Origin of the sequence: Amycolatopsis sp. MEPSY49, assembly GCF_051337345.1 — a bacterium.
Taxonomy (GTDB): Bacteria; Actinomycetota; Actinomycetes; order Mycobacteriales; family Pseudonocardiaceae; genus Amycolatopsis.
The window spans coordinates 401,087-423,656 of record NZ_JBDLYJ010000005.1; the positions used below are offsets into that span (position 1 = coordinate 401,087).

At 72.4% G+C, this 22,570-nt stretch carries 26 protein-coding genes; 15 read left to right on the forward strand and 11 right to left on the reverse strand.

Annotation, left to right across the window (positions count from 1 at the left end; all coding sequences use genetic code 11):
• Positions 1 to 343 (forward strand): hypothetical protein (locus tag ABFJ78_RS25000; protein WP_436388779.1); only part of this gene is annotated, 343 nt, incomplete at its 5' end.
• 32 nt (positions 344 to 375) lie between these two features.
• Here the strand turns inward: ABFJ78_RS25000 and ABFJ78_RS25005 are convergent.
• Complete coding sequence (locus tag ABFJ78_RS25005; protein ID WP_436388780.1) at positions 376 to 738, reverse strand: STAS domain-containing protein; 363 nt, start codon at positions 736 to 738, stop codon at positions 376 to 378.
• Positions 739 to 843: 105 nt separating this feature from the next.
• Between ABFJ78_RS25005 and ABFJ78_RS25010 the strand changes: the two genes are divergently transcribed.
• From ABFJ78_RS25010 to ABFJ78_RS25025, 4 genes are all read left to right on the forward strand, one after another.
• Positions 844 to 1,308, forward strand: coding sequence for an SRPBCC family protein (locus ABFJ78_RS25010; protein WP_436388781.1), 465 nt, complete (start codon positions 844 to 846; stop codon positions 1,306 to 1,308).
• Entirely contained in the window at positions 1,286 to 2,122 is an 837-nt protein-coding gene (locus ABFJ78_RS25015) for a MerR family transcriptional regulator (protein WP_436388782.1), read from the forward strand. The genes ABFJ78_RS25010 and ABFJ78_RS25015 overlap by 23 nt, the downstream gene beginning before the upstream one ends.
• Positions 2,123 to 2,131: 9 nt before the next feature.
• Entirely contained in the window at positions 2,132 to 2,572 is a 441-nt protein-coding gene (locus ABFJ78_RS25020; RefSeq protein WP_436388783.1) for an SRPBCC family protein, read from the forward strand.
• A 108-nt stretch (positions 2,573 to 2,680) separates the two neighbouring features.
• Complete coding sequence (locus ABFJ78_RS25025; RefSeq protein WP_436388784.1) at positions 2,681 to 4,663, forward strand: amino acid transporter; 1,983 nt, start codon at positions 2,681 to 2,683, stop codon at positions 4,661 to 4,663.
• Here ABFJ78_RS25025 and ABFJ78_RS25030 read toward each other — a convergent pair.
• Together ABFJ78_RS25030 and ABFJ78_RS25035 are read right to left on the reverse strand one after the other, a co-directional pair.
• Positions 4,605 to 5,384, reverse strand: coding sequence for a cytochrome c oxidase assembly protein (locus ABFJ78_RS25030; protein ID WP_436388785.1), 780 nt, complete (start codon positions 5,382 to 5,384; stop codon positions 4,605 to 4,607). The genes ABFJ78_RS25025 and ABFJ78_RS25030 overlap by 59 nt on opposite strands.
• Complete coding sequence (locus tag ABFJ78_RS25035; protein WP_436388786.1) at positions 5,381 to 5,824, reverse strand: DUF2243 domain-containing protein; 444 nt, start codon at positions 5,822 to 5,824, stop codon at positions 5,381 to 5,383. The genes ABFJ78_RS25030 and ABFJ78_RS25035 overlap by 4 nt, the downstream gene beginning before the upstream one ends.
• Before the next feature lie 136 nt (positions 5,825 to 5,960).
• Here ABFJ78_RS25035 and ABFJ78_RS25040 point away from each other — a divergent pair, with 136 nt between their 5' ends.
• The 4 genes from ABFJ78_RS25040 (at position 5,961) to ABFJ78_RS25055 (ending at position 9,576) form a co-directional block, all read left to right on the forward strand.
• Positions 5,961 to 6,812 (forward strand): hypothetical protein, encoded by an 852-nt coding sequence (locus tag ABFJ78_RS25040; protein ID WP_436388787.1) that lies wholly within the window; start codon positions 5,961 to 5,963, stop codon positions 6,810 to 6,812.
• Positions 6,812 to 7,240, forward strand: coding sequence for a phage holin family protein (locus tag ABFJ78_RS25045; protein ID WP_436388788.1), 429 nt, complete (start codon positions 6,812 to 6,814; stop codon positions 7,238 to 7,240). Before ABFJ78_RS25040 ends, ABFJ78_RS25045 begins: the two co-directional genes overlap by 1 nt.
• Complete coding sequence (locus tag ABFJ78_RS25050; protein WP_436388789.1) at positions 7,237 to 7,842, forward strand: DUF3618 domain-containing protein; 606 nt, start codon at positions 7,237 to 7,239, stop codon at positions 7,840 to 7,842. Before ABFJ78_RS25045 ends, ABFJ78_RS25050 begins: the two co-directional genes overlap by 4 nt.
• A 231-nt stretch (positions 7,843 to 8,073) precedes the next feature.
• Positions 8,074 to 9,576: a phosphodiester glycosidase family protein gene (locus ABFJ78_RS25055; RefSeq protein ID WP_436388790.1), complete on the forward strand. Its 1,503-nt coding sequence runs from the start codon at positions 8,074 to 8,076 to the stop codon at positions 9,574 to 9,576.
• 1 nt (position 9,577) lies between these two features.
• On the opposite strand, the gene ABFJ78_RS25060 is transcribed toward ABFJ78_RS25055, so the two are convergent.
• Positions 9,578 to 9,937 carry a hypothetical protein gene (locus tag ABFJ78_RS25060; protein ID WP_436388791.1) on the reverse strand — a complete coding sequence of 120 codons (360 nt, stop codon included), beginning with the start codon at positions 9,935 to 9,937 and terminating at the stop codon, positions 9,578 to 9,580.
• A gap of 273 nt (positions 9,938 to 10,210) precedes the next feature.
• On the opposite strand from ABFJ78_RS25060, the gene ABFJ78_RS25065 reads away from it, so the two are divergent.
• Positions 10,211 to 10,993, forward strand: coding sequence for a GNAT family N-acetyltransferase (locus tag ABFJ78_RS25065; protein ID WP_436388792.1), 783 nt, complete (start codon positions 10,211 to 10,213; stop codon positions 10,991 to 10,993).
• Positions 10,983 to 11,204, forward strand: coding sequence for a translation initiation factor IF-1 (gene infA / locus ABFJ78_RS25070; RefSeq protein WP_436388793.1), 222 nt, complete (start codon positions 10,983 to 10,985; stop codon positions 11,202 to 11,204). Before ABFJ78_RS25065 ends, infA begins: the two co-directional genes overlap by 11 nt.
• 6 nt (positions 11,205 to 11,210) lie before the next feature.
• On the opposite strand, the gene ABFJ78_RS25075 is transcribed toward infA, so the two are convergent.
• From ABFJ78_RS25075 to ABFJ78_RS25100, 6 genes are read right to left on the reverse strand one after another with little or no spacing between them, the layout of a single operon-like run.
• Entirely contained in the window at positions 11,211 to 12,653 is a 1,443-nt protein-coding gene (locus ABFJ78_RS25075; RefSeq protein ID WP_436388794.1) for a UbiD family decarboxylase, read from the reverse strand.
• Entirely contained in the window at positions 12,650 to 13,420 is a 771-nt protein-coding gene (locus ABFJ78_RS25080) for an alpha/beta fold hydrolase (protein ID WP_436388795.1), read from the reverse strand. Before ABFJ78_RS25080 ends, ABFJ78_RS25075 begins: the two co-directional genes overlap by 4 nt.
• Positions 13,417 to 13,896 carry a (2Fe-2S)-binding protein gene (locus ABFJ78_RS25085; protein ID WP_436388796.1) on the reverse strand — a complete coding sequence of 160 codons (480 nt, stop codon included), beginning with the start codon at positions 13,894 to 13,896 and terminating at the stop codon, positions 13,417 to 13,419. Before ABFJ78_RS25085 ends, ABFJ78_RS25080 begins: the two co-directional genes overlap by 4 nt.
• Entirely contained in the window at positions 13,893 to 16,217 is a 2,325-nt protein-coding gene (locus tag ABFJ78_RS25090; RefSeq protein WP_436388797.1) for a xanthine dehydrogenase family protein molybdopterin-binding subunit, read from the reverse strand. The genes ABFJ78_RS25085 and ABFJ78_RS25090 overlap by 4 nt, the downstream gene beginning before the upstream one ends.
• The gene (locus tag ABFJ78_RS25095; RefSeq protein WP_436388798.1) at positions 16,174 to 17,058 is read right to left on the reverse strand and encodes an FAD binding domain-containing protein; all 885 of its coding nucleotides are present in this window, start codon (positions 17,056 to 17,058) and stop codon (positions 16,174 to 16,176) included. Before ABFJ78_RS25095 ends, ABFJ78_RS25090 begins: the two co-directional genes overlap by 44 nt.
• On the reverse strand, positions 17,058 to 17,633 hold the full coding sequence (locus ABFJ78_RS25100) for a CoxG family protein (RefSeq protein WP_436388799.1): 576 nt from the start codon (positions 17,631 to 17,633) through the stop codon (positions 17,058 to 17,060). Before ABFJ78_RS25100 ends, ABFJ78_RS25095 begins: the two co-directional genes overlap by 1 nt.
• A 111-nt stretch (positions 17,634 to 17,744) precedes the next feature.
• On the opposite strand from ABFJ78_RS25100, the gene ABFJ78_RS25105 reads away from it, so the two are divergent.
• The 4 genes from ABFJ78_RS25105 to ABFJ78_RS25120 all read left to right on the forward strand — a co-directional run bounded on the left by ABFJ78_RS25105 (position 17,745) and on the right by ABFJ78_RS25120 (position 22,193).
• Complete coding sequence (locus tag ABFJ78_RS25105; RefSeq protein ID WP_436388800.1) at positions 17,745 to 18,509, forward strand: IclR family transcriptional regulator; 765 nt, start codon at positions 17,745 to 17,747, stop codon at positions 18,507 to 18,509.
• 439 nt (positions 18,510 to 18,948) lie between these two features.
• Positions 18,949 to 20,271 carry an MFS transporter gene (locus ABFJ78_RS25110; RefSeq protein ID WP_436388801.1) on the forward strand — a complete coding sequence of 441 codons (1,323 nt, stop codon included), beginning with the start codon at positions 18,949 to 18,951 and terminating at the stop codon, positions 20,269 to 20,271.
• A gap of 21 nt (positions 20,272 to 20,292) precedes the next feature.
• On the forward strand, positions 20,293 to 21,603 hold the full coding sequence (locus ABFJ78_RS25115; protein ID WP_436388802.1) for an MFS transporter: 1,311 nt from the start codon (positions 20,293 to 20,295) through the stop codon (positions 21,601 to 21,603).
• Complete coding sequence (locus ABFJ78_RS25120; RefSeq protein ID WP_436388803.1) at positions 21,600 to 22,193, forward strand: UbiX family flavin prenyltransferase; 594 nt, start codon at positions 21,600 to 21,602, stop codon at positions 22,191 to 22,193. Before ABFJ78_RS25115 ends, ABFJ78_RS25120 begins: the two co-directional genes overlap by 4 nt.
• Here the strand turns inward: ABFJ78_RS25120 and ABFJ78_RS25125 are convergent.
• A complete protein-coding gene (locus ABFJ78_RS25125) occupies positions 22,126 to 22,518 on the reverse strand; it encodes a VOC family protein (protein ID WP_436388804.1) in 393 nt (130 codons plus the stop codon). The genes ABFJ78_RS25120 and ABFJ78_RS25125 overlap by 68 nt on opposite strands.
• Between the last annotated feature and the right edge of the window lie 52 nt (positions 22,519 to 22,570).

Below are 22,570 nucleotides of genomic sequence, written 5' to 3' on the forward strand. Positions count from 1 at the left end.
ACGCACCCGGCCGCGGCGGACCGGCACCGGCCGGTCCGCCGCGAAGGGCTTTTCGAGGACCAGCATGACCGATCCCGTGCACGCCGCGGCGGAGCGGATCTTCGCCGCGGCCGAAGAACTCGGCACCACCCGCCAGGAGGCGGTGCTCGTCACCCGCGCGGTGCACGCGGTCAAGAACGGCCGCCCCACCGACGTCGCGCTCACCGACTCCGGGCCCCACCGGCGGCGCCGGCTCGCGCACGTCGTCGGCTGCGCGCTGTGGGACCCGGCCCTCGACGCGGACGCCGTGCTCGCCGCCGTCACGGGCAGCGCCCGGACCCCGCGGCCGGCCACGGCGGCGTGAGATTCACTCCACAGTGGATGTCCACTGTGGAGTCACGCCCGGTCGCGGATCCACGCGCGGGCGGCGTCGACGGTCGCGTGCACGGCGAACGCCTCGTCCAGCCGGCTGAGCCGCACCGCGCGCAGCACCGGGTAGCCGTCGGCGACCACCGCGAGCGGCACCCCGCCCGCCGTCGTCTCGGCGGCGAGCTCGGCCAGCAGCTGCAGGCCCGCCGAACCGCAGAACCCGATCCCGTCCAGGTCGACGATGAGCGCGCCCGGCCGGCCGTCCAGCACGGCCCTGGTCCGCGCGCGCAGCACCGGCGCGGTGCCGAGGTCCAGGTCACCGGCGGCCGCGACGACGACGGCTCCGGGCACCGTGCGCACCCGCACGGTCAGCGTCTGCTCACCGGTCACCGTGCCCTCCTTCCGCCGGTGGCCGACTTTAGGCGGCCCGCATCGTTTTGTCATCGATTTGCCGGGTAACCGGACCGGGACCACATCAGGAAGGAGACGCCCACGATGAGCACCGTGACCGAGACCGTCGACGTCGAAACCGATGTCAGCACGGCGTACAACCAGTGGACCCAGTTCGAGTCCTTCCCGCACTTCATGGAAGGCGTCGACGAGATCAGGCAGCTCGACGACACGCACACGCACTGGAAGATCAGCGTCGGCGGGCAGACGCGCGAATTCGACGCGACGATCACCGAGCAGCACCCCGACGAGCGCGTCGCCTGGAAATCGGACACCGGCCCGAACCACGCCGGTGTGGTGACGTTCCACCGCCTCGACGACCGGCACACGCGGGTCACCGCGCAGCTGGACATCGACCCCGAGGGCTTCGTCGAGAACGTGGCGGACAAGCTCGGCGTCCTCGACCGCCGGGTCAAGGGCGACCTGGGTCGCTTCAAGACGTTCATCGAGGAGCGCGGCGGCCGCGAGACCGGCGCGTGGCGCGGCGATGTCGAGCGGCCCGGGAGCTGAGCCGGCGAACACCCCGGCGAGCGCCCCCGCCGTCACCTGGACGGCGGGGGCGGTCGCGCGCCTGCTCGGCCTGCCGCCGTCGACGCTGCGCGCGTGGCACCGCCGCTACGACCTGCGGCTCACCACACCCCAGACCGGCAGCCACCGCCGGTACGGCCGGGCCGACGTCGACGCGCTGCTGCGCATGAAGCACCTGATCGACCAAGGGCTCGGCGCGGAGTCCGCGGCCGCCCGCGCGTTCCACGCCGGCGGCACCGACGTCGAGACGCTGCTGACCGCGGTCCGGCAGCTGAAGATCGACACCGCGACCGCGCTGCTGGAGGCCCACCTGGGCGGCCACGACGTCGTCGGCACGTGGGAACAGTTGTGCCGGCCCGCGTTGGGCGCCCTCGACGGCGACCGGTGCGTCGACCTGGTGCACGGGCTGTCGTGGGCCATCGCCGCGGCCCTGCACCGCATCCCCGCGCCGGGCGGTGCGTCGCCGCCGGTCCTGCTGGCGTGCGCCGACGGCGAGCGGCACACCCTGCCGCTGGAGGCCTTGCGCGCGGCCCTGGCCGAACACGGCCGCGCGGCGCTCTTCCTGGGCGGGTCCATTCCGGACTCGGCGCTGCGGGACGCGGTGGCCCGCACGCACCCGGTGGCCGTCGTCCTGTGGGCCGGCCGCCCGGCGGAACCCCCGCGCCGGCTTCGCGTGCCGTTGCTCCTGCTGGCCGGGCCGGGCTGGCCGCCCCGCACCGGACGGGCGGCGCGCCCGGCCACGCTCGGCGAGGCACTCGTTGTCCTCGACGGGCATATCGGCGGGCGGCCGGGGTAGCCGCGAGCCATGGAAACGGCCACGCACCGCATCGAGGTCCAGGCGCCCGCCCAGGCGTGTTACGACTGGTGGCGCCCGCTGACCCGGCTCCCGGAGATCTTTTCCGACGTCGAGTCCGTGGAAGCGCTCACCGAAGACGGCTCGCGAACGCGCTGGAAGGTCGCCGGCCCGGCCGGTAAGACCCTCGAGTGGGAAGCGCGGATCACCGAGGACGCCGCACCGCACCGGATCGCGTGGACGACGGTCGACGCCGCCGACCCGGACGTGACCAACGCGGGCGTGGTGCTGTTCGAGGACAAGGGCGACGGGCGCACCGAGCTCGAGGTCAGCTTGGAGTACGCGCCGCCCGGCGGGAAGGTGGGCCAGGCCGTGGCCTCCCTGCTCGCGGACCCGCAACGCAAGGTCGAACGCGCCTGCACGGAGTTCAAGCGGGTGATCGAGACCCGCTAGCGCCGGGGTCGAGCGGGTGCACGACACCCGCTACCCGGCCTGCGCGGCCCGCCCGTCCCCCATCCGGCATCCTTGTGCGCGGAGTTGTCCAGCGATGAGGGGACGAGGATGGGTGCTTCACCCGAGGTGACCGTGCCGGCGAGCGTCGACAGCCCGGTGCCGCCGAAGCCGCCGGCCTCCGGGCTGGCCCGGTGGCTGCTGGAGCACCGTGTCGCCCCCGTCGGCCGGCAGGGCGGCGAGGACCACGGCACCCCGCAGTCCTGGTGGAAGGTCATGTGCCTGACCGGCGTCGACTACTTCTCCACCCTCTCCTACCTGCCGGGCATCGCCGCGCTCGCCGCCGGGGCGCTCTCGCCGCTGGCGACCCTGCTGATCGTCGCGCTGACGCTGCTCGGCATGCTGCCGATGTACCGCCGGGTCGCGCGCGAAAGCCCGCACGGCCAGGGCTCGGTCGCGATGCTGGAGGACCTGCTGCCGTTCTGGCGCGGGAAGCTCTTCGTGCTCACGCTCCTCGGCTTCGTCGCGACGTCGTGGATCATCACCATCACGCTGTCCTCGGCCGACGCCACCGTGCACATGCTGGAGAACCCGTACCTGCCGGGGTTCCTGCACGGGCACGCCGTGCTCATCACCGTCGTGCTGCTGCTGATCCTCGGCGGGGTCTTCCTGCTGGGCTTCAGCGAGGCGGTCGGCGTCGCCATCCCGCTCGTCGCGGTCTTCCTGCTGCTCAACGCCGTGGTGACGGTCGCCGGCGTGATCGACCTGCTCGGCGACTCCGCGGCGCTGTCCCGCTGGACCGACGCGCTCACCGCGGGCGGCGGCGGGTTCGGCGGCATCGTCGGGCCGGCCGTGATCGCCTTCCCGCTGCTGGTGCTGGGCCTCTCCGGGTTCGAAACCGGGGTCAGCATGATGCCGCTGGTCGCCGCGAACGGGAAGACGCCGGAGGAGAAGCTCGAGTCGCGGATCCGCAACACGCGCAAGCTGCTGACCGCGGCCGCGCTGATCATGTCCGTGTTCCTGATCGCGACCAGCTTCGTCACGACCGTGCTGATCCCGGCGGACGCGTTCAAGGAAGGCGGCGAGGCCAACGGCCGGGCCATGGCCTACCTCGCCCACCGCGAGCTGGGCGAGATCTTCGGCACCGCCTACGACATCAGCAGCGTCCTGATCCTCTGGTTCGCCGGCGCGTCGGCGATGGCCGGGCTGATCAACATCGTCCCGCGGTACCTGCCGTCCTACGGCATGGCGCCGGAGTGGGGCCGCGCGGTGCGGCCGGTCGTCATCGTCTACACCGTGATCAGCATCCTCATCACCGTCGCGTTCGGCGCGGACGTCAACGCGCAGGCCGGGGCATACGCCACCGGCATCCTCGCGATGATGGTGTCGGGATCGGTCGCGGTCAGCATCTCGGCGATCCGGCGGCGCCAGCGCGGCGCGGCGATCGGGTTCGGCGTGCTGACGCTCGTCCTGCTGTACGCGCTCGTCGAGAACGTCATCGAGAAGCCGGACGGCATCGCCATCTCGGCCCTGTTCATCCTCGGCATCATCGTCGTCTCGCTGGTGTCGCGGGTTTCGCGGACGACGGAGCTGCGGGCCGAGCGCATCGAGTTCGACGAGGAAGCTCGCCGGTTCGTCGCGGACTCCCTCGCCAACGACGGCGCGCTGCACATCGTCGCGAACCGCCGCCAGGGCGGCGACGAAGCCGAGTACTCGGCCAAGGAAGCCGAACAGCGCGCGATGAACCCGGTGCCCGGCGCGGCCGACATCCTGTTCCTGGAGATCGACGTGGTGGACCCGTCGGAGTTCAGCAACGTGCTGAAGGTGCGCGGCGTCGATGTCGACGGCTACCGCATCCTGCGCGCGGACAGCCCGGCGGCGCCGAACGCGATCGCGGCGATCCTGCTGGCCCTGCGCGACGTCACCGGCGTGCGGCCGCAGTGCCACTTCGAGTGGTCGGAGGGCAACCCGCTCGGCCACTTGTTCCGGTACTTGATCCTGGGCCGCGGCGACACGGCGCCGGTGGTCCGGGAGATCATCCGCAGCGCGGAGAAGGACCCGGCCCGCCGGCCGGGCATCCACGTCGGCGGCTGACGGGCCGCCCGCGCGCGGCGTACCAGCTCAGCGCGACGACCAGGGCGAGAGCCAGCTCGACCAGGTCCCCGCCGTAGTACATGAGCTGGGCGCCGGCCTGGCGGTCGGCGACGGACAGGGTCGTGCCAGGCGGTGGTGTCGCGAACAGCGACTTGGCCAGTACGGCGTGCGCCGCCGCGGCCCCCACCAGCGCGGCCGCGCGCGGGCCGAGGCCGACCCGGTGGCGCAGCGGGTCGAGCCGGCACACCGACGCCGTGAACAGGACGCCGGTCAGGACGACGTGCGTGTGGACGAAGACGTGCAGCCACGGGTCGCGGCCGGCCGCGGCGAACAGGCCGGTCCGGTAGAGCAGCCAGAGGCCGCCGGCGTCGAGGACCGCCGCGACCGGCGGGTACGTCAACACCGCCGCCGCGCGGGACCGCGGCACCGGCTTGAGCCGGCGGCGCACCGCGAGCGGGGCGGTGCGCAGCAGGAGCGTCACCGGGCGGGCGAGCACCAGCAGGAGCGGCGCGAGCATGCCGGCCACGACGTGCTGCAGCACGTGCCCGGTGAACCCGGGCGCGGCGGGGAAGACCGCGGCGGCGACGCCGAGGCCGAACCCGGCGTCGCGCGCCGGTGGCCACCGGTCGCCGCGGCCGCGCAGGCGCCACGCGCCCAGCTCGTAGGCCGCGAACACCACCAGGGCCAGTACCGCGGTGACCGGGCCGCCGTGGCCCGTCACGCCGTCTTCGCGCGGCGCAGGAGCAGCACGCCGACGGCCAGCAGCACCACCGCCAGCACGTTCCACGTCCAGTCGTACGCCGTGAGGTCGACGCCGTAGCGGATCTGGTGCAGGCCGAACAGCTTGTGCTGGATCGTGCCGTCGTACAGCTGGAACGCGCCGGCTCCGGTCAGCACGCCGCCGGCGAGGGCCCGGCCGGACAGGCGGTCGCCGCGCCGCAGGTCGGCGACGAGCACGAGGCCGAACACGAGCGCGAACCAGCCGAACGCGTGGAACAGCCCGTCGGAGACCAGGCCGGCGTCGGTGGTCGAGCCGTCGTAGAAGTGGTGCCAGTGCAGCAACTGGTGGAACACCGTTTCGTCGGCGAAGGCGGCGACGCCGACCCCGGCGAGCACCCCCGCCCACGCCGAACGCGCCTTCCGGACGCCGACCTCCGGCACACCCACCACCTCCGTGAGCGGGGCTACCCCCTTCCCGGCCGGACACGCATGCCCGTTTATGCCGGTTCCGCCCGGGTAGCCCGCCGCTCTACGAAGCCGAGGGCACCGGATGTGCCTCTCCCGCAAGGAGGTCGAGATGTCACAGGGATCCGGCGGCCAGTCGCCGCCGTCGACGACGGACACCGCCAAGCACGAAGCCCGCGAAGTGGCCACGACGGCCGCGGACCGCGGGGGCGAGGTCGCGCAAACCGCCGCGCAGGAGGCGAAACACGTCGCCGAGCACGCTCAGCACGAAGTGCGTGACCTCCTTCGCGAAGGCCGCGCGCAGCTGGAGTCCCAAGCCAAGGACGGCCAGCGGAAGGCCGCCCAGAGCCTCCACCAGCTGGCGGGCCAGCTGGACCGGATGGCCGACCAGACCGACTCCCCCGGCGTCGCCGCCGACGTCGCGCGGCAGGTGTCCGACCGGACGCGCTCGGTCGCGGACTGGCTGGAGCACCGCGAACCCGGCGACCTGCTCGACGAGGTGCGGCGCTTCGCCCGCCGCCGTCCCGGCACCTTCCTGGTGGGCGCGGCGGTGGCCGGCGCCCTCGTCGGACGGCTCACCCGCGGCGTCGTCGCCCAGCAGCAGCAGGAAAACTCCTCGAACGGCCAGGCCGCCGCGGCCACCCCGCCGCCGCACCCCGGACCGGCCGGGGTCCCGCCGGTGCCCCCGGCACCCGGGCCGGGCGGGACGGGATACCCGCCGCCGGTCGCGCCGGGCGGGTACAACGCGCCGCAGCCGGGCGGGCCGGTCGGTCCCGACGGCCTCATCGCCCCTCAGCCCGGCCCGGGTGGCCTCACCGCGCCCCAACCCGGTGCGGGTGCCGCCGACGCGCCGCCGCCCGGTCCCGGCGGGGCGGACGCGCCGCCGACCACGCCCGGCGGGTTCGCCGCGCCGCCGCCCCTGCCGCAGCCGAGCCGCCACACCGCGCCCGGGCAGGTGCCGTGATGACGCAGCCACCCGGGCCCCCGCCGCAGGCGAGCCCGCCCGTCGACGTCGCCGACAGCTCGGTCGGCGAGCTGATGTCCAACGTGATGAAGGACCTCTCCACCCTGGTGCGCCAGGAGGTCGAGCTGGCCAAGGCCGAAACGAAGGCCGAGGCCACCAAGGCGGCCAAGGGCGCCGGCATGTTCGGCGGCGCCGGGTTCGCCGGCTACATGGTCCTGCTGTTCCTGTCCGTCGCACTCTGGCAGGCCCTGGAGAACGTGATGGACGGCGGCTGGGCCGCGCTCATCGTGGCCGCGGTGTGGGCGATCGCCGGCGCGGTCCTGTACGCCACCGGGCGCAGCGCGTTCCGCCGGATCAACCCGAAACCCGAACGCACCGTCGAGACCCTGCAGCAGGTCCCGGACGCACTGAAAGGCGAACGACCATGACCGAACCGGACCGGATCCGCCGGGAAATCGAAGGCACACAACGGAACCTGAGCACCGACGTCAACGCGCTGACCGAGAAGGTGAGCCCCGGCCGCATCGTCGAGCGCCGGGTCGGCCGGCTGCGGACGGCCGTCGGCAACGCGAAGGAGCGAGTCATGGGTACCGCGGACCACCACGCATCGGTCGCCGGCGACAAGGTGGGTTCGGTCGCCTCGACGGCGCAGGACAAGGTGAGCTCCGCGGCCGACGCGGTGTCCGACGCCCCGCAGCAGATCCGCCGCGGCACGCAGGGCAACCCGCTGGCGGCCGGCCTGATCGCGTTCGGCGCGGGCTGGCTGGTGTCGTCCCTGCTGCCGGCGAGCGAGCCGGAGCGCAAGCTGGCGAGCCAGGCGACGGACCTGGCCCGCGAGCAGCTCGCCCCGGTCGCCCAGCAGGCGGCGGAGGAGCTGAAGGACAACCTCCGCGAGCCGGCGCAGCAGGCGGTCGAGTCGGTGAAGTCCGAGGCGGCCGACAGCGCGTCGACGGTGAAGGAGGAGGCGCGCTCGGCAACGGGCGACGTCACCGACCGGGCGCAGGAGGCCCAGCAGAACGTCCGGAGCTGAGGGCAGGGCACGGCGCGTCCGGTGGAGTCGCGCCGTGCCCGTCCGCTCGGGGTCACCGCCGGTAAGAGCGGTCACCTCCGGAGGAGGCCGCCTGCATCACCCACACGCGAAGCCCTCGCCGGTCCGGCACGAAGTCGATCTGCTCGCTGGGCAAGCGGCACGCTGCTGTACACCGGAAATTCCGCTGCGAGCCCGTGTGGAATCCGCCGTGGTGCGAGTACGTTGCTTCGCGTGAAGACGAGGATGCCGCTCGCCCTGGTTCTGTCCGCCGCGCTCACCCTCGCGCTGAGTTCGCCGGCCTTGGCAGCCGGGGACGTTCTCGCGCCGGGCCTGACCGTCTCGACCACCGTCACCGGCGAGCGCACCGGCCACAACTCCTGGACCGTCACCACGCAGGTGCCCGGCGGGTCGAGCCCGGACCCGGACGCGCCGCCGTCCGCGCTCGGGACCCGTGAGCACGCCGAGACACTCGTGACCGCCCTGCGCGGCAAGGGTTTCGCCGCGCGCGCCGAAGAAGTCGACTGGCCCGCCTTCGCCGACACCCCGCGGGGTGCCCTCGGCTGGCGGGTGCGGGTCGGCTCCTTCGCCGACCGCGCGCAGGCCGCCGCCACCGCGAGCGCCATGGCCGCCAACGGCTTCACCGGCGCCGTCGAGTGGACCGGCCAGGACGGGCCGGAAGCGCAGGGGCCGCAACGCGTCCGCGTCGCCGTCGTCGATCCGCGGCGGTTCCGCGGCGACGTCGTGGCCTCGCACGGCGAGTCGGTCGCGGGCCGGCGCACGACGTCGGCGCTGGCGGCCGCGGCGGGCGCGCTCGTCGGGACCAACGGCGGCTTCTTCGTCATCGACCCGCGCGACGGCATCCCCGGCGAACCGGCCGGCATCGGCGTCTACCAGGGCCTCCTGCAGAGCGAAGCCACCACCGGACGGCCCGCGCTGCTGCTCGGCGAGCGGCCGTCGATCGGCGTGCCGCGGACCGCGCTCACCGTCGGCGGGCGGGAGGTCAACGGCGTCAACCGCAAGCCCGGCCTGATCCGCAACTGCGGCGAGCCCGGCGACGTCCCGACGGACCGGCCGCTGCACGACACGACCTGCACCCACCCCGACGAGCTCGTGCTCTTCACCCCGCAGCTCGGCACGCCGACCCCGGCCGGGGACGGCGTCGAAGCCGTGCTGGACGCCCGGGACGTCGTCACGGCGGTGCGTGCGGCCGGCGGCGACGTGCCCGCGGGCGGGCACACCGTGCAGGGCATCGGCGCGGCGGCGACGTGGCTGACCGGGCACGCGCGGCCCGGCACGAGGCTGCCGGTCGGGACGCGCGTCTTCGACGCCGGCCGGCCGGTCCACCCCACCGGCGTCGTCAACGGAGGCCCGTGGCTGGTCCGCGACGGCCGCATCTCGGTGAACGCGGCTTCGGACGGCATCGTGCACCCGGGCGACCCGTCGTTCGTGTACGGCTGGGGCGTCAAGCGCAACCCGCGCACGATGGTCGGCCTCGACCGGCGGGGGCGGCTGCTGATCGTCACCGCCGACGGGCGGCAGCCGGGCTTCGCCGAAGGGCTGTCCCTGATCGAGGGCGCGAAGCTGATGGCGCGGCTGGGCGCGGTGACCGCGATCAACCTCGACGGCGGCGGCTCGACGGCGATGGCGATCGACGGCAAGCTGGTCAGCTCGCCGTCCGACGCGACCGGCGAACGCCCGGTCGGCGACGCGCTGCTGGTGCTGCCGCGGCGATGACTCAGGCGAGGGCCGCGACGCCGAACGCGAGCAGCGCGGCCACCTTGAGCACCTCGAGTCCGATGTAGACGAAGTGGGCGTGGCTGCGCGGCCCGTCTTCGAGCTGGACGAGCAGCGCGAGCAACGCGACGGCGGCGAAGACGACGGCCAGGACCGTCCGCGGCCCGATGACCACGAAGACGACGACCCCGAGCGCGAGCCCGGCCTCGACCTTGTTGAGCGCGGCGAACACCACGCGGCCGATACCGAGCCCCAGCGGCAGGGTGACGCCGGGCGCGCGGAACTTCAGCGGCGCTTCGAGGAAGGAGATGGCGAGCACCATCCCGAGCCAGGTGAACGTGATCGCGGCGGCGACGGTCATGACCCCGGGATTGTAGTGTTCGTGTTCGCGTGGAGCAGCACCGTCGTTGCTTTTCCCGGCCCGGATCGCCTTCTGGCTGGGGGAGCGCCGCGCCGCCCGGTAAATGAGTGGGCCGCGCGACGCGAGCCCGCTATCGTGCCGGTGACCGTGACTCGACGCCGGGAGGTGAACCCCATGAACGCTGTTTCGATGTGGGTGCTCCCCTCGTCGTCACGGTCGGGCGACTGACGTAGGGGTCGCCGGGAGCGCTTCGAGCACTCCCGAGAGGTACCTATGCAAACCACGCATTTCATCGCGGGCGAACCCGCGGTGGCGATCACCCGAGTCGCGCCACGGCATTGGCACGCGCTGGAGGACGACGTCGTCGTCGGCCGCGGCGAGGCCACCACCCGGCCCGACGGGCGCACCTTCCTGAGCATCGACGCCTGGCACCGCTCGGTGTTCGACCAGCTCGCCGACGCGATGCTCGCGGACCTGCCCGCTCCTCTGTACACAGTCGTCGACGAAGTCCACACCGACCTGACGGCGGGGTGGGAACGAGCCGGCTTCACGATCCGCCGTCGCGAGTGGGACTACCTGGTGCCCACTCGGCAAGGGGCCGCGGCCCCGCCGCCCGGGGTGACTCTGGTGCCCCGCGGCTCGGCGGCGGAGGGTCCGCTGCGCGCGCTGGACCGCGTGCTCCGGGCCGAGGTCGAGGCGAGCGTCGGCTGGCAGGAGATGCCGGCCGAGGTGCTGCCCCGGCCGGCCGGGGACACCATCGTGGACCCGGCGCTCTACGCGGCCGCCGCCGCGGGGACCGAGTACGTCGGCCTGGTCCGGGTCGTCCAGGTGACGCGGCTGCCGCGGATCGGGCTGATCGCCGTCCGCGCCGACCGGCAGCGCCGCGGCATCGCCCGCGCGCTGCTGGCCGACGTGCTGAACTCGTTGCACGCGGCGGGAATCCCCACGGCGACGGCGGAAGTCGACGAGGCCAACCCGGCGGCGACGGCGCTGTTCGAGAGCGTCGGCGGCCGGCGGGCGAACAGCACCCTGGAGCTGGTGCGCCATGGTGAATAAGGGCGGCATCGAAGTCGAGGGCACCGTGATCGAGTGCCTGCGCAACGCCACCTTCAAGGTGGAGCTGCCGAACGGGCACCACGTCCTCGCGCACATCAGCGGGAAGATCCGGAAGAACTACATCAAGATCCTGCCGTTCGACCGGGTCCTGGTCGAGCTGAGCCCGTACGACCTCGCCCGAGGCCGCATCCTGTTCCGCTACCGCACGTAGTACCGCTCACCCCAGCTCGGCACGCCACTTGCGTTCGAGCTCCCGCAGGAAGGCCGGAGAGCTTTCCGCCACTCGCGGAAAGCTCTCCAGCCGTTCGTAGGGACGGCAGGCGTCGATGATCGCGCGGCTGGTGAACGGCGGCTCGCCCGCCACCGACAACGGGTCCAGCTTGCTGCCCCACGTCCGCTTCAGGACCTCGATGTCCCCGGCCGGGTCGCTGCGCGTCGACATCGCCCAGACGACCTGGTCGAGGTCCGCGGGGTCGATGTCGTCGTCGACCACCACGACGTACCGGTTCATGTACGCCGCCGCCGGGCACTGCGCGGTCAGGCACGCGACCTGGCGGGCGTGACCCGCGTACCGCTGCTTCACCGACACCGCGACGAACAGCCGCCCACCGCCCGATTCGTGGGCCCACGCCTTGACCACACCCGGGACTCCTGAAGCCGCCAGCTCGTCCTGGATCATCGCCGACTTCATCACCGTGCGCATGTACGAATAGTCGTGCGGTGGCTTGCCCGGCGGGGCGCCGAGCAGGATCGGGTCGTCGCGGTGGTACAGCCGCGTGATGTCCACGGCCAGGTTCGGCCGGCGAAGGCCCGTGTAGTAGCCCGTCCACTCGCCGAAGGGCCCCTCGTCGCGCAGGTGGTCCGGCCGCAGCCAGCCCTCGATCGCCAGCTCGCTGCCCGCCGGGATCGGCAGCCCGGTGTCCGGCCCGGGCACGACCGGGACGCGCTCGCCGAGCACCGCGCCGGCGTACTCCAGTTCGGAAATCCCGTGCGGCACCTCGGTGCCACCCAGCACCAGCAGCAGCGGATCGTGTCCAAAGGAGACAGTCACCGGCGCACGGCCTTCGCGTTCGAACCACCGCCGGATGTTCTGGTCGCCGTGCTTGCCCGGCACCACGGCGAGGGTGACGGACCGGCCTTCGTCGACGACCTCCATCCGGTAGCACCCACCATTGTGGACACCGGTGTCCGGGTCGCTGGTGACGACGAAGCAGCCGGTGCCGATGAACCGGCCGCCGTCGTGCTCGTGCCAGCGCGGCACCGGGAAGGTCAACAAGTCGACTTTCTCGCCGGGGACCTCGTTGGCCAGCACCGGAGCGTCGCCGACCGGCCGGACCGGGAAGTCCCGGGCCGCCGCCGCCCACCGCGACGGCTTGCCGCGCAGCGCTTCGACCACGCCGGCGTCGTCGAGGTCGTCGCCCAGGCGCAGCGTCCGCCCGAACCGCCGCGGCGACCCCGTGCTCCCGGTGAGCACGCGCATCCCCGCCGGGTAGCCGGCGATCTCGTCGAACAGCACCGCGGGCGTCCCGGGCAGCCGGTAGCTCAGCTCGGCGATCCCGCCGAGTTCGAGGTCCCAGTGCGCGCCCCGCACGGTCCGCAGCTCCCCGAACCCGGCGACGGCGTCGAGGTGCGTACGCAGGCTCAGCAGCGGTTCCGTCACGACGGCTCCCCGGCGAAGTGCGCGGCGACGACCGGCCACAGGTCCGGCCGTTCCAGCAGGCTCAGGTGCCGCGCGCGGTCGAGCACCTGGAGCCGCGCACCGGCGATCCCGTCCGCCAGTTCACGGGACATCGATGGCGGCGTCGCGTAGTCCTCGGCCCCGACCAGGACCAGGGTTTCGGCGCGGACGTCGGTGAGCCGGTCGCGCGCGTCCAAAGTGCCCAGTGCCCGGCACGCGGCCGCGTGCGCCTTCGAGTCCGTCGCGACGAAGATCTCGCACACGCGCTCGACCTCGTCGGGCCGGGCCGCGCGGAACGCCTCGGCGAACCACCGGTCCCGCTGGAACTCCAGCTGGGCCCGGCGGTCCAGGCCGAGCGCGCGCTCGGCCCGGTGCGCCCATTCGGCGGCGCTGTCCGGGCCGTACCACGCGGTCGCGTCGGCGAGGACGAGTCGGTGCACGAGGTCCGGCCGGCTCGCGGCGAGCACCAGCGCCGTGCTGCCGCCCATGGACAACCCGATGACGTCCGCGGGGCCGACGCCGAAGTCTTCGATGACGGCTGCCGCGTCGGCGGCCATATCCTCCACCGTGAACTCGGCGCCGTCCCACGAGGACTCGCCGTGCCCGCGCGCGTCGAGGGCGAGGACCCGGTGCCGCTGCCCGAGGTACTCCGCGACCGGGTCCCAGACCGCGCCGCTGAGCGCAAGGGGGTGCAGGAGCACGACGGGCCGCCCCTGCGTCCCGGTGCGGTGGACGTTCAGTTCTTTCACGCGCTCTTCCTTCCCTCGCGGGCTTCCCGGCGGGCGGCCGCGGCTTTGATCGCGGTGCGGATCTCGCCGTAGGTGCCGCAGCGGCAGATGTTGCCTTCCAGGTGCTCGGTGACGTCGTCGTCGGTCGGCCGCGGGTTCTCTTCGAGGAGTTCGTGCGCCATCAGCACGAACCCGGGAATGCAGTAGCCGCACTGCATCGCGCGGGCCGCGACGAACTCCTCGACCACCTCGTCGTCTTCGGGCAGCCCGTCGGCGGTCGTGATCTCGGCGTCGTCGTACCGCGCGGCGCGGGTCAGGCAGCTGGAGACACTGCGTCCGCTCACCAGGACCGTGCAGGCCCCGCACGCGCCGACGCCGCAGCCTTCGCGCGCGCTCGTCACGCCGAACTCGCGGCGCAGCACGTCGAGCAGCAGCTCGTCGTCGGCGACGGCGAGGCGGCGGCGCCGTCCGTTGACGGTCAGCTGGATCTCCCTCATGACTGCTCCTGCTCGGTGATCGCGGTGAGGATCCGCTCGGGGGTGAGCGGCAGCTCGGTCAGCCGGACGCCGGTCGCGTCGCGCACGGCGTTGGCGATCGCCGGGGCGAGCGGGATGATCGCGGTCTCCCCGACGCCCTTGGCGCCGAACGGCCCGGTCCGATGTGGACTCTCGACGACGATCGGGGTCAGCCGGTCCGGCATGTCCTTGATGGACGGCAGCTGGTAGTCCAGCAGGGTGCCGTTGACGATCTGGCCCTCGTCGAACACGAGCTGGTCGAACAGCGCGTGCCCGAGGCCCATGATCGCGGCGCCGGAGAGCTGCTGCTCGACCATGGCCGGGTTGATCGCGCGGCCGACGTCGCCGGCGACCGCGAGGTGCTCGACGTGCACGCGCCCGGTCGCGGTGTCCACGGTCAGCTGGACGGCGGCCGCACCGGCGAACCAGTGCTCGGTGACCTGCGGCGACTGCCCGGTCTCGTGGTCGTAGGGCTGCCACGACGTGCTGAAGTTCGCCTCGGCGGTGAGCGTGGTCCCGCGCGCGCCGAAGTGGGCGAGCAGCAGGTCGGGGACGCCGACGGTGGCTTGGTTCTGGGCGCTGACCAAGCCGTCGCCGGTGATCTTGATATCGGTCGGCTCGACGTCGAAGTGCTTCGCCGCCAGCGCGATCAGCTTGTCGCGCATGGACTCCGCGGCCAGCCGGACGGCGTTGCCGGTGTGATAGGTCGACCGCGAACCCGCGGTGATCGTGTCGTACGGCGTGACGTCGGTGTCCGCGCCGATCACGCGCACCCGGCCCTCGCCGAGGCAGAGCACCTCGGCGGCGATCTGCGCCATGATCGTGTCGCTGCCCTGTCCCATGTCGACCGTGCTGATCAGCACGGTCGCCGAGCCGTCCTGGTTGAGCTGCACGGTCGCGTTGGAGATCGTCGGGGTCAGCACCGCCTTGATCCCGACCGCGACGCCGCGCCCGCGCACGAACCGGCCGTCCGCCGGCGGCAGCGGCTCGGACCAGCCGATGGCTTCGGTGACGGCGTCGAGGCAGCCGACGAAGTCCGCGCTGTGCATCGGCGTGCCGACCGGCGCGATGTCGCCTTCCCGCAGCAGGTTGCGCCGCCGGAACTCGGCCGGGTCTTCGCCGCGCTCGCGCGCCAGTTCGTCCACAAGCGACTCGTGTGACCACGTCACCTGCGGCACGCCGAAGCCGCGGAACGGCCCGGCGGACGGCTTGTTCGTGTAGACGCACCGGGACCGCACTCGCACCTTGTCCACTTTGTACGGACCGGTCGCGACCATGCCGGACTTGGCCGTGATGCGCGGGCCGACGTCGGCGTAGGCGCCGGTGTCGTACCGGACGTCGGCGGTGGCGGCGACGATCCGGCCGTCCTCGTCGGCGGTCATGCTGCCCGACACGGCGGCGCCGTGGCGCGTGGTGAGCAGGAACGCCTCCTCGCGGGTGGCGGTGATGCGCACGGCTTTCCGTTGCGTCCACGCCAGCGCCGCGACCAGCGGTTCGAGGCGGTCGTACATCTTGGCGCCGAAGCTGCCGCCGAGCGGCGCGGTCCGCACCCGGACGCGGTTGAGCGGCAGGTCGAGCAGGTCGGCGAGGCTCTGGCGGACGTACGACGGCGTCTGCGTCGTCGCGAGCAGCTCGACGCGGTCGCCTTCGGGCCACGCGGCCGCGTACGGCAGCTCGATCGGCACGTGGTGGGTCGGCGGCGCCCAGAACTCCGCGCTCACCTTGGTCCCCCACGCCGCGTCGGGATCGCCGCGGCGGAGGTTGAACTCGTAGTTCACGTTCGTGTCGCGCTTGCCGCGCAGGTGCTTGAGGTCGCCGAACACCGCCGACGGCCGGAGTTCCTCGTGCACGTAGGCGGTTCCGGCGATGGCGGCGTCGACGTCGTGCACCGGGTCCAGCTCGTCGTAGTCGACCTGGATCTCCTCGGCCGCCCGGCGGGCGGCCGCGACGCTGTGCGCCAGCACGGCCGCGACCGGCTCGCCGACGTACCGGACCTTGCCCACGGCCAGGCACGGCTGGTCGGAGAACGCGGGCCCGGTCATCATCCGGTCGCCGAGCAGGGCGAACAGGTCCGCGCCGGTGACGACCGCGACGACGCCGTCGGCCGCGAGCGCCCGGGAGGTGTCGACCGCGACGATCTTCGCGTGCGGCCGGGTGCTGCGGTGGACGGCGACGTCGAGGCACGGCCGGACGGGTTCTTCGGCGGCGTACCGGAACTCACCGCGGACCTTGGCGCGCCCGTCGGTGCGGGCCCACCGCTCACCGACGGCGGCGCCGGCCGAGGAACGGGATCCGTCGCTCATCGTCTCGCTCCTTCCAGGAACCTCGCACGGCTTCTTCGACGGCCACCAGGCCGAGCCGCGTCTTGTAAGCGTTTCCCCCGCGCACGTCCGGCAGGGGGTCGATCAGCGGCCGGGCGACTTCCTTCGCCGTGGCCACGGCTTCGTCGACCGGGGTGTCGCCGGCCAGCTCGAACTGGGTGAACACCGGCACGTGGGCCAGCGCGCCGAGCCCGAGCCGGACCTGGCGGCGGCCGCGGGACGCCGGCACGACCAGCGCGGCGGCGGACGCGGCCGGCCAGTCGTTGACCGCCAGGCTGGACAGCTTGGCGAAGTGCGCGCCCGAGTCTTCGGGCTGCCGCGGGATTTCGACCGCGGTGATGATCTCGCCGGGTTCGAGGGCGGTCTGCTGGAAGTCGACGAAGAACTCGCGCGCGGGCACGGCCCGCTTGCCCCGCGACGACGTGAGCTCGACCCGGGCGTCGAGCACCATCAGCGCGGTCGGCGGATCGAGCCGGTAGTCGCCGTGCGCGAGGTTGCCGCCGACGCTCGCGGTGTTGCGGACGCGCGGGTTGGCGACCCGGCCGTAGACCTCGGCGGCCAGCGGCGCGAGCTCCCGCACGAGCGGGCTGGTTTCCATCTGCCGCAGCGTGACCAGCGGGCCGGCGCGCAGGCCGTCCTTGGTCCGGGTGATCTCCCCGAGGCCCGGGACGGCGCCGATGTCGACCAGGTCGGACGCGAAGAGCACGCCCTGCTTGAGCAGGATCTGGACGGCCGTTCCGCCGCCGTAGACCATCGCGTCTTCGCCGGCCGCCAGGATCGAACAGGCTTCGCCGAGCGTGTCCGGGTAGTGGTAGACGGGCATCAGCTCTTCTTCCCGAACAGGCGAGCGAGCAGGCGGCGCCACCACGAGGCCGGCGTCTCGGTCTTTTCCGAGGGACCGTTGCGCCGCTCGAGGACACTGCGCAGGCCCGGGTTGCCCGGCCCCGGCGGACCGGCGGCGCAGATCTCGGAGAAGGCCGCGACGAACTCCTTCTCGACCTCCTGCGAACGGCGGCGCACGAGCGACTCGCCGAGCCGGCCGATCCGGCCCCAGATCGCGACGTCCAGGCTGTAGTCCACTTTGGACGAGTCCGCGCCGTCGGGCCGGACCGCGAGCCGGGCGTCGATCTTGATGGAGCTGCCGAGCTTGTGGTCCTCGCCCTTGAGCAGCGCGCGCACCAGCTTCGGCTCGTCCAGCTCGGTGATCTCCGCGGAGAACCCGGCGCTGAACCGCACGTGCGCGATTTCGTTGACGAGCCGGCCGCGGTAGTGCGCGGGATCCGCGCGGTCGAGCTCGGTGCAGCCGGGCACGCTGACCCGCATCGAGTCGGGATCGAGGAAGTGCGCGAACACGCGATCGTGCCCGGCGGGGACGAGGAAGGAGGATCCGAGCTTCATATGACCACCAGAGAGGACTAGGTGTCTAATATAGAGGACACTAACACGGTCCTGGCGACACGCAAACCCGCTCAGCTACCGTGCGCGAAGGAAGAACGACGAGGGGCGAGGATGACGAGCGACGTACCAGCGGTGCTGAGCGCCGTGCGGCTCCTGGAGCGGATCGCCCGGGACTGGCCGGAACCGGTGGCCTCCGGGGTGCTGATCGAGGAGCTGGGACTCAACCGCAGCACCTGCTACAACATCCTCGGCACCCTGCAGCGAGCGGGCTGGACCACCAGCCGTGACGGCTGGTCGCTCGGCCCGCGCCTGCTGGCGATGGCCCGGCTGTCCGAGGACTGGATGACGGACATCGTCCAGCAGGAACTGGACGACCTCAACCAGCGGATCAACTTCGTCGTCTTCGCCGTGCAGCCGCACGGGAAGGGCGAGTACTCGGTGCTGGCCAAGGGCGACCGCGGCAAGGGCGTGCGGATCACCGTCGGCGTGGGCGACACGTTCCCGTTCTCCGCGCCGGCCATCATGCGCGCGTTCCACGCCTGGTCCGAGCCGGCCGAGGTGGACCGGCTGATCGCGCAGTTCGGCGTCGAGGAGTTCACCCCCGAGACGGTCGCAACCCCCGACGAGCTGCGCGAAGTCCTGGAGGACACCCGCGAGCGCGGCTACGCCGAGAGCATCCGCGAGTACGACCTCGGCCAGTCCGGCGTGGCGGCGCCGGTCTTCGACGCCCAGGGGCACGTCCGGATGGTCGTGTGCTCGCTGGCGTTCGCCTCGGAACTCAACGAGTCCACTGTGGATCACTACGGTGCCTTGATCCGCGAATGCGCGCTCCGGATCACCGAGCGCACCGGCGGCGCGGCGAAAGTTTCCGGCTGAGGGTCCCCCACATGACGTGAATGACTCATTCATGTCGTGTGGCGCCGCAGGGGTCCGGCAAGGTCGCGCGCCAGGCCCCCTGCCACCGGCCGCAAAGCCGGAACGGGAAGGCCGGGGTCGCGCAGGAGGCGAGGGTCCCCACATGACGTGAATGACTCATTCACGTCGCCTGGCGACATGAATGAGTCATTCACGTCATCCAGTCCACTGTGGATCATCCCCGCACCGATCCGCCGGTGCGAGTCCAAACCCACCGCCATCCCCGCAAACACGGGGGCCGAACAGCCCCGATCTCCGCAACTGCGGCAACCGAGCACCCTCCCGCACCCGACCGCTCCTTGACCTCACCCGCCACCTCGCCTACCGTTCCCGCCAGCAGGACTCGATGTCCTCGATGGAGGACAAGATCCGGCCCACGGCGGCCCGGAAAGGAGATCCCGTGTCCGAGGTCGCGCTCGCCCGGAAGCCCTGGGCCAAGACACTCGACCGCACGCAGTGGCGGTCCCTGCTCGCCGCGAACCTCGGCTGGCTCTTCGACGGCTTCGAGACCTACGCGCTCATCCTGACCGCCAGTCTCGTCCTCAGGACACTCGAGCCCGGCGCCCCGGCCACCCAAGTTTCCTTCCTGACCGGCGCCACGATCGCCGTCACGCTGCTCGGCTGGGGCTTCGGCGGGATCGCCGGCGGGGTGTTCGCCGACTACTTCGGCCGCCGCAAAGCCCTCCTGACGTCGATGGTGCTCTACGCCGCCTTCACCGGGCTCACCGCGGTTTCCTGGTCGTGGACGTCGTTCCTCGTCCTGCGGTTCATCACCGGCTTCGCGCTCGGCTCGGAGTGGGGCACCGGCACGTCGCTGGTCGCCGAGACCTGGCCGGCGCACGCGCGGGCCAAGGCCGCCGGCCTCATGCAGTGCGGGCTGGGGCTCGGGTTCTTCGTCGCGTCGGCGTGCTGGTACTTCATCGCGCCGCTGGGACCGGACTCGTGGCGGTACATGTTCCTCATCGGCGTGCTGCCCGCGTTGTTCGCGTTGTGGTTGCGCCGCAAGGTGCCCGAGTCCGAGTCGTGGACCAGCGCGCACCGTCGCCGTCGCGAGCTGAAGCAGCGGGACGGCGAGCTGACCGCCCACGAAAAGTCGTTCACCCGCCTCACCCTGCGCCAGATCCTGGTCGACCCCAAGCTGCGCAGGCTGACCATCCTCGGCTCGCTGATGTCCCTGGTCACCACCCTCGGCTGGTGGGGCATCTCGACCTGGGTCCCGGCCTACGTCGCCTCGCGCGCCGCCGGCTCCGGGCAGTCCGCGACCGCGTGGGCCAGCGGCGCCGGGATGATCTACAACGCCGGCGCCATCGCCGGGTACATCGCCTTCGGCTTCATCGCCGACCGGCTCGGCCGGAAACCCGCGGTGCTGCTGTACTTCGCCGCCTCGCTCGTCCTCACCCCCGTGCTGTTCCTGTGGACGCACAGCCTCGGCCTGATCGTGGTCGTCCTCGTCGTCAACGGCTTCTTCACGCTCGGCCAGTACACCTGGATGCCGGTGTGGCTGCCCGAGTTCTACCCCACCCACCTGCGCGCCACCGGCGCGGCGTTCGTGTTCAACGCCGCGCGGTTCGTCGCCTTCCTCGGCCCGCTCACCGCCGGCGCGATCATCTCGAAGCTCGGCGGGTACGGCGTCGCCGCGACCGCCGTCGGGTCGATCTACGTGCTCGGCCTCGTCGTCGCCCCGTTCTGCCCCGAGACCCGGGGCCAACAGCTGCCTGACTGATCCCCGGGAAAGGGACCCTCCTTGTCGACCCTGCGCACGCCCACCGGTGCCGGTGGGCTCACTTCGGCACGCCCGCAAACCGCCCGCATCCTCTTCTTCGCCTTCCTCGGCACGCTCTTCGACGGCGCCGAGCTCAACCTCGTCGGCTACCCACTGTCCTATCTGGCCGAGAGCTTCCACGTCAGCACCATCCAGATCGTGCAGGTCGCGACGCTGCAGGGGTTCGCCTCGATCGCGGGCGGGATCCTGTGCGGCTGGCTCGGCGACCTCTACGGCAGGCGGTGGACCTACACCGGGTCCGTGCTCGCGTTCGGCGTCGCCGCGCTGCTCGGCGGGCTCGCCCCGAACTACTTCGTGTTCCTGCTGACCCGGCTGCTCGCAGGGGTCGGGATGGGCGGCCTGTTCGGGCTGTCGTTCTCGATGTTCGCCGAGTGCTGGAAGACGCGCAAGCGCGGCATGATGGGCGGCTCGATCCAGGCGATGTACTTCGTCGGCCAGATCCTGACCGAGGGTGTGGTGTACGGCTGCCTCGTCGCGTTCGGCGAGGACCGCGGCTGGCGCACCGGGTACGTCCTGATCGGCGTCGCGACGCTGGTGATCGGCGTCGCGTCGGCCGTGCTGCTGCCCGAGTCCGAGCAGTGGCTGCTCTACCAGCGCGAGCTGAAGGCCGGCCGGGTGCCGGAGGAACTGCGGCGCACCAAGGTGCCGTTGTTCGACGTGTTCCGCGGCGGCTACGCGCTGGGCACGATCGTGTTCATGGCGCTGGCGACGGCGTTGTTCCTGACGACGAACTCGCTCATCTCCTACCTGTCGACGTTCCTGATCAAGGTGGAGAAGGTGCCGCTGGGCACCGCGAGCCTGATCGTCCTCTTGGGACTGGTCGTCACCGGGATCACCTATCCGCTCACGGGAATCCTGTCCGACGTGCTCAAGCGCAAGTGGGCGATGTTCGCGTCGGCGGTGTTCGGGGTGCTCGGGTTCGGCTGGTTCCTCAGCCTCGTCGTGAGCGGCTCGGCCAAGATCGGCACGGACTTCTGGGCGTACCCGACGTTCTGGGCGCTGATGATGTGCGCCGGCGGCAGCGGCGGGTTCGGCGTGCTGGGCATCTGGATGGCCGAGTTCTTCCCGACGCGCGTGCGGTCGAGCGGGTCGAACCTGTCCTACTACGCCGGCCGCGGGTTCGGCGCCGGGCTGTTCCCGCTGGTCGCGCTGTCGCTGGCGGGCACGGTGCCGCTCGCGCTGGCGCTCGGCATCGTCGGCCCGGTCGCCGCCGCGGTCCTCGCGATCGCGGCGCCGGACAAGACCGGACGGCGCATCGAGGCGATCGAATGACCACGCTGGTCGTCGCGATCACGGGGGCCAGCGGCGCGTGCTACGGCGTGCGGATCCTGGAGCTGCTGGCCTACCGGCCGGACGTCGAAGTCCACTTGGTGCTGTCGAAGGCGGGCGCGGTGACCGTGCGCCACGAGTGCGGGCTTTCCCCTTCGGACTTGGGAAAACTCGCGACGGTGCACCACCGGCCGGGCGAGATCGGCGCGTCCATCGCGTCGGGCTCGTTCCCGGTGGACGCGATGCTGGTCGCGCCGTGCTCGATCAAGACGTTGTCGGCGATCGCCTGGAGCTACACCGACGACCTGGTCAGCCGCGCGGCGGACGTGTGTCTCAAGGAGGGCCGCCCGCTGCTGCTGATGGTGCGCGAAACACCGTTGCACGTGGGGCACTTGCGGGCGATGACCGCGGCCGCCGAAGCGGGCGCGATCATCGCCCCACCGGTCCCGGCGTTCTACCCGAACCCGGCCACGCTGGACGACGTGGTGGACCACACGGCCCGGCGCGCACTGGCGCGCGTCGGGGTCACCGACCTGGCCCCGCCGGCGTGGGATGGAGACCTCGCGCGCTCCGATCGGCGAACTCGACGGTGAAGCCGTCCGGGTCGCGCAGCTGGAGCTGCCGTTCGAAGCCGCGATCGCGGGGCGGGCTGTGCACGGGAACGCCGCGCGCGAGGAAGTCCCGGTAAAGCTCGTCGAGGTCGTCGGCGAGCAGTTCGACCTGGACGAACTGCCGCAGGTTCGAGGCTTCCCGCGCGACGACGGCGCCGAGTTCGAGCAGGCCGAGGGTGCCGGAATCCAGGCGCAGCAACACGAACCGGCCGTTGCGGACTTCGACGGTGAACCCGAGGGAGGTGTAGAAGGGGACTGAACGGCCCAAGTCGGTGACGGGCAGGCTCAAGCCGGCGAACGTGATCATGGCGCACTCCTTTGACGTAGTGCGCCATGGGGTTTCCGGGCGGGCGTTCCGA